The organism is Pseudomonas edaphica, from assembly GCF_005863185.1.
Lineage (GTDB): Bacteria > Pseudomonadota > Gammaproteobacteria > Pseudomonadales > Pseudomonadaceae > Aquipseudomonas > Aquipseudomonas edaphica.
This window is the reverse complement of sequence record NZ_VBVZ01000486.1, coordinates 1-4857: the sequence shown is the minus strand read 5'-3', so window position 1 is coordinate 4857 and position 4857 is coordinate 1. Positions and strand designations below refer to the sequence as shown.

The 4857-nt window shown below is 50.5% G+C and carries 8 protein-coding genes; 7 read left to right on the top strand and 1 reads right to left on the bottom strand.

What is annotated here, in order from left to right; all coding sequences use genetic code 11:
* Together FEM54_RS24830 and FEM54_RS24825 are read left to right on the top strand one after the other, a co-directional pair.
* A partial coding sequence (locus tag FEM54_RS24830; RefSeq protein ID WP_240792798.1) for a LysR substrate-binding domain-containing protein occupies positions 1 to 325 on the top strand: 325 nt, incomplete at its 5' end.
* Between the two features lie 69 nt (positions 326 to 394).
* Positions 395 to 745 carry a hypothetical protein gene (locus FEM54_RS24825; RefSeq protein ID WP_138453467.1) on the top strand — a complete coding sequence of 117 codons (351 nt, stop codon included), beginning with the start codon at positions 395 to 397 and terminating at the stop codon, positions 743 to 745.
* Between the two features lie 408 nt (positions 746 to 1153).
* Here FEM54_RS24825 and FEM54_RS24820 read toward each other — a convergent pair whose 3' ends face one another.
* On the bottom strand, positions 1154 to 1666 hold the full coding sequence (locus FEM54_RS24820) for a DUF6932 family protein (protein ID WP_138453466.1): 513 nt from the start codon (positions 1664 to 1666) through the stop codon (positions 1154 to 1156).
* Positions 1667 to 1844: 178 nt separating this feature from the next.
* Between FEM54_RS24820 and FEM54_RS24815 the strand changes: the two genes are divergently transcribed.
* The 5 genes from FEM54_RS24815 to FEM54_RS34395 all read left to right on the top strand — a co-directional run.
* Complete coding sequence (locus FEM54_RS24815; protein ID WP_138453465.1) at positions 1845 to 2732, top strand: Fic family protein; 888 nt, start codon at positions 1845 to 1847, stop codon at positions 2730 to 2732.
* A gap of 94 nt (positions 2733 to 2826) precedes the next feature.
* Complete coding sequence (locus tag FEM54_RS24810) at positions 2827 to 3045, top strand: bacteriocin (RefSeq protein WP_138453464.1); 219 nt, start codon at positions 2827 to 2829, stop codon at positions 3043 to 3045.
* Between the two features lie 47 nt (positions 3046 to 3092).
* On the top strand, positions 3093 to 3485 hold the full coding sequence (locus FEM54_RS24805) for a hypothetical protein (RefSeq protein WP_138453463.1): 393 nt from the start codon (positions 3093 to 3095) through the stop codon (positions 3483 to 3485).
* On the top strand, positions 3472 to 4701 hold the full coding sequence (locus FEM54_RS24800) for a retropepsin-like aspartic protease (RefSeq protein ID WP_138453462.1): 1230 nt from the start codon (positions 3472 to 3474) through the stop codon (positions 4699 to 4701). The genes FEM54_RS24805 and FEM54_RS24800 overlap by 14 nt, the downstream gene beginning before the upstream one ends.
* Positions 4658 to 4857 (top strand): hypothetical protein (locus FEM54_RS34395; RefSeq protein ID WP_205894427.1); only part of this gene is annotated, 200 nt, incomplete at its 3' end. The genes FEM54_RS24800 and FEM54_RS34395, both read left to right, overlap by 44 nt.

The window sequence follows — 4857 nt, the reverse complement described above, 5'->3', positions numbered from 1 at the left end:
GTGGAAGCATTGGCTGGACGCGGCGCGGATTCATGGGGTGGATACCCAGGGCGGCTATGAATTCGACTTGCTGGACCTGGCGATTCGGGCGGCAACGGATGGGTTGGGGATTACCATTGCCGACTGGCACATGGTCGCAGCGGAACTGGCCAGTGGGCAGTTGACGCAGGTGCTGAATGTGCATGTGGAAGGGCATCAGTCCTATTGGCTGGTGACCCGGCCGGAGCAGACGGATATGCCGCAGTTGCAGGTGTTCGGGCGGTGGTTGCAGGAGGAGATCTGGTTGGCGCAGCGGCAGTTGGAGCCTTCTACGGCGGCGGTTTAGCGCCTGAAGAACAGTCACAATAGTGTATTAGAGTACTGTTGATCGCTGCTAAGGATAAGGAGCCTGCTATTGAAATCGTTAGGGTTGGCGTTTGTGGTTTTGAGTATTTCCAGCAGCCTGGTGAACGCAGGCTCCGCGAGTAGAGAACAGGTGGACGAGGAGGCTATAACGGCATGCCGGCTGGTCACAAGCCTGGTGAGTCCTTCAATACTGAAATCATCCGCTTATTTTCCTGCGCCTGACGAAGTTGTCGCCTTTCTGATTCAGGGTATGAAGCCGCCACCTTCGATGAAAAATCAATTGGGGGCAGAGCTATGTTTATATTCCTTGCGCACTAAATCAGCACACTTGGCGGCGTGGGATGTGATGGCGAATTTTAAACGGGCACCCACGCCGATGCCCTCCGCAAAAGAGTTTTGAATTGGATAACTGTAGAGAACGTTGTCACCCGGCTCACGCGGTGAGCCGGGCAGTGTTAATTACATCGTCCATGACTCTGGAGAATGCACATCGTCGGGGTCATGGGCCGAACCGTCATCAGGATGAGGGCCTGGGTCATGTGATATCGGGTCGGTGTTGGAACTGCCTGAAACGAGCAAAAGTTCTTTCGCTGTCAATTCTCGCATTGTTCACTCCGTTTTATAGATTTTCATCGTGTCTGATCGCAGGTATTTTATGTGCAGTCAAGTTGAACGTTTAAGATTAAGTATGCACGGTACGAGCGACTAAACCTGCTTTTGAGGGCGGGCTATTGAGATTTAAATACATTTATATTTCTGAAATGTGCGATGGGAGTTACAGTTTATTTAAAATAGCTCGGGTGCGTTCTCAGTGCTTACAGTCGAGTAGAATCAAACCGGTCGGTACGCCGTCGCCATTTTTCCTCTGGGTATACAGCACCGAAAAAAACAACGCGGATTTCCACATGATGAGTGGGTGAGTATCCATGGGGATCAATCTGGCATCCAGGTCCTGCGCTTTCATCTGCCGTTGCCATTGTTGAAGGTCAAGCACGCTTGTTTCGGCGTTCATCGAGTAGAACAGTACGCAATCCAAATCGCCTGGGATGACTGTTGAGTCCAGAAAACTTCCACCTATCAGTATGATTTCAACGCTGATATCAGCCATCGCCAACTCTGCTATAGCAGCCTTAAGCCGTGCGCAGAGCAAGCGCCTTTTAGGATCTTTAGGCTCTGCAAAAAAGCGTGAAAGGGACGTTATATAAGGTGTTGAATTGATTGGGTTGCAGGTGGACTTATTGCCTATGAACGCTGGGAACTCCAGGGTCTTGGCGTTGGCGTAATGCTGTGAAAAAATCGAGTCTAAGTCGGTGTGGGTCATTCTGAATTTTCCCATTTAATAAAAGACGCTGTGTGAGGTGAAGACTGTTTTTGTTTTAATTGGGTGGGGCTGCGGGAGTGGACAATGTATTACGTGTCTGCTGAAGGGCGCAACGTGTTAAACCGGGGAGGCTAACAAAGTAACGGATCAATAAAAGCTTCACACGGATTTTGGCAAAATGTCACATTTCGTTGGTAGCGTGATCGTTCCTGAGGAAATAGCTATTTCCAAGTGGCGTTGTCGCAAGCGTTATTTGTGCATGAGGCACAGGGGCGGAAATGAAATGGATTTTGTCATGGCAAAAGTAAAAGCACATTTTAGAAAGTCCCTGATTTATCCAGTTGGAGCGGTGCTGACTGAGGAAACGGTTAAATCGGTGTTTAACGCTCAGGCTAGGCTTGAGATGTATAAGCATAAGCCATGGCCTGTTTCGCCCGGATCGGTATCGGTTGTGTTGGCGCGCGAAAGTAAATCGCGGTGCTTCCAACATCCGCTGTTCGAGCATTATGCAACGAATAATGCGTTGGAGCCCTTGAGCAATAGAACGCCTACTGAACAACAGTATGTTGAGGTGTTTTCATCAGCACTTGAACAGTCTCTGGTCACTCTGAAGTACTCGACGATTTGTAAAATGTTGGAAGCCGCTGCCTGCGCACTCACAGGCACCATTGTGACAATCAGAGCGACGCGAGTGGGTGTCAGGCCTGATAAGCGTGGCTGCACAGTAGAGTTTGTTCAGCCATCTGATATACCAGCGGCACTTATGGCGCTTTGGAAGTATATGGCCGATTTACCGAGCAGTCGCCAAGACTTATTGGGTGCATCCGTTGCTACCGTAGGGTTGATGAATTGTCATCCATTCTTGGATGGTAATGGGCGGTTGGCACGCGTGTTGTTCAATGCCCTGATGGGGCGTACATCGCAAAACTACATTCCCTTATATGACTTTTATAACTGTTCGCCCGGCGCTCATGTATTGCGTATCCGGCAGGCTGAGCTATTTGGTGAGTGGGATGATTGGGTGCGCTTCCATTGCGACATCATTGGCTTTATGGCCGGGCACTAGGTTTATTTCCTCAGAGGGAGTTGAGGCGCCCATCAGGGCAAATAACCAACGGGCGGGTCATGGAAGGCTCTTTCCGTCACCAGGGAGTTATCAAATGCGTGTACTGACGGAAAAAGAATTGGCGCTTGTATCGGGCGGCCAGACGACGGTTGAGCCTGTTACTGATTGGGACCCAGGAGAGTTTGAGTGGTTGGGATCAAATGGCGGTTACACAGGACCGACCTGGACTTCGGGTAATACCAGCGTCACCGTAGGCGGCTCTGCTTCGGGAGGCGAGCTGTCGGGGGGAGTAGGTGTAACTGTTAAGTTCTAAGTTAAAAAGTGTGCCTTGATTGGCACACTTTCTATGAGTGACCGAATATGAAAAATACCTTATTCGCCTTGGCGCCGTTGCTGTTTTACACCGTCGCTCATGCTGCTGACCCGGCCAGTGTGCTAGGCCACGCATTCGGTTCTTTGAGCTGTGTGGAGCAGGAGGATCCTGATGGCCGCAGTACCTGTGAAGCCAGGGCACTGTCAAATGGAAAGGGTTGCTATGGCTTGTCCAGCCAGACTATGCGGGATAAGTGTTTGGATGAGGCCTTGTACCCCGTGAGCAGCGGAGAAATTGCATCAAAAGTAAAAAAGACCACTCTGGTCAACCCGCTGCCGTCGCCGGAAAAGGCGTTCACCGTGCCACCGAAGCCGCTGCTGTCGGAAGACGAAATTAAAAGGCTCGAGCGATCATTTGGACTAAAGAATGTGCCGCAATAGCCTCACTCTATGCGTGGTCGCACTCTTGCTGTCGAACCCAGTGAGTGCTGTCGAGTTGCAGGACATACAAGCCAAACTGTATGCCCCGAGTTCTATTCCATTACGCGGTCTGGAAGCATCAAGAATAGACGCTAATACGCTGCTTTCCGCCGTTCTGGCCAGGGCCCAGTCCAAGAAGCCCGCGACGCAAGTCAGCCTTGCTGATTGCGCAGTCCTCAATGTGGAAAATACGGCGACCGCCTGCAAACTCATACTGCTCGGTAATCACTTGAATGATGGGCACTTCGCGGCTTATGCGCAGGTCCTGGCGTCCATGACTGCTGAACAGCGTCGCCGAGCCGAACAGTTTATTGCTCAGTTGGATGTCGATACGCTCAAACGTGTGGGCGATCGGCAAGCCGGCTTATTGAAGCGCACTCAAATAGTATTAAGTAGTGAAGAAAATGATTATCTCAAAAGCGCTACCGACCCTTTGCTTGAAGTTGAAGTCAATGGCCACGCGGCAAAGGTCTTGTTTGATACGGGCGCGAGCGTGACAGTTATCAGCGAGTCTGATGCCCTCCGATATGGCGTTGAATTGATTAAGTTGCCGGTGGAAATCAATAGTTATTACAGCCGGCAATCGGTGAATGCCCAGTACGGCTTGATCAGGGAGATTAACCTTTCGGGCATTGAACTCAGGAACGTTCTGGTTGTAGTGGGCGGGTCGCTCAGTTTGTTTGGTTTGGACCTGATGTCTGGCTTCGACAATGTCATTGTTGGAAGTGAGCATATCACACTGAACGTAACCCCGGCGGAAATAGAGGCACTTGAAAAACAGTGCGTGGGCAGCGTATTTCTAGGCAGCTCTTATTCACGACAAACTCAGTTTTTATATGTGCTCGCTAATGTGGACGGTCAACAAACCGCTGCTTCCCTTGATACCGGTAATCTTTACTACTTAAGTGGTGGCGAAGCCAAGGTCGGTTCAGCGGGGAATGATCAGCAAAGCAAAATAATGACCGATGTGAGTGGTACCTCTCCCCGAACCATCACCCAGGCCACAATCAATCTGAACATTGGAGGGGGGGCGAAAGATGTTTCCTATACGACACTGGCCGAGCAAAAGTACCTGACGCCCTATGTCTTGGGATGGCCAGCGTTTCAAGACTACGAATTGATATGGAATACACATGAATCAAGAGCTTGCTACAAACAAAAAATCCCAGTTCAATAAGCGGCTGATGGCTGCCTGCTGTGCCCTGTTTCTTTCAGTCGCGCACGCGGCAAATATAGATGACGCGCGGGCGGCCTATAACCGTGATGACTATGCAAGTGCCTATTCTCTGGCTTCTACGCTAGCCAAGCAAGCTAACGATCCTGATGCTAGAAA

Excerpts from the sequence above, each read along its gene's own strand:
- FEM54_RS24815 (WP_138453465.1), top strand. The coding sequence starts at position 1,845 with ATGTCACATTTCGTTGGTAGCGTGATCGTTCCTGAGGAAATAGCTATT.
- FEM54_RS24810 (WP_138453464.1), top strand. The coding sequence starts at position 2,827 with ATGCGTGTACTGACGGAAAAAGAATTGGCGCTTGTATCGGGCGGCCAG.
- FEM54_RS24800 (WP_138453462.1), top strand. The coding sequence starts at position 3,472 with ATGTGCCGCAATAGCCTCACTCTATGCGTGGTCGCACTCTTGCTGTCG.
- FEM54_RS24820 (WP_138453466.1), bottom strand. The coding sequence starts at position 1,666 with ATGACCCACACCGACTTAGACTCGATTTTTTCACAGCATTACGCCAAC.
- FEM54_RS24805 (WP_138453463.1), top strand. The coding sequence starts at position 3,093 with ATGAAAAATACCTTATTCGCCTTGGCGCCGTTGCTGTTTTACACCGTC.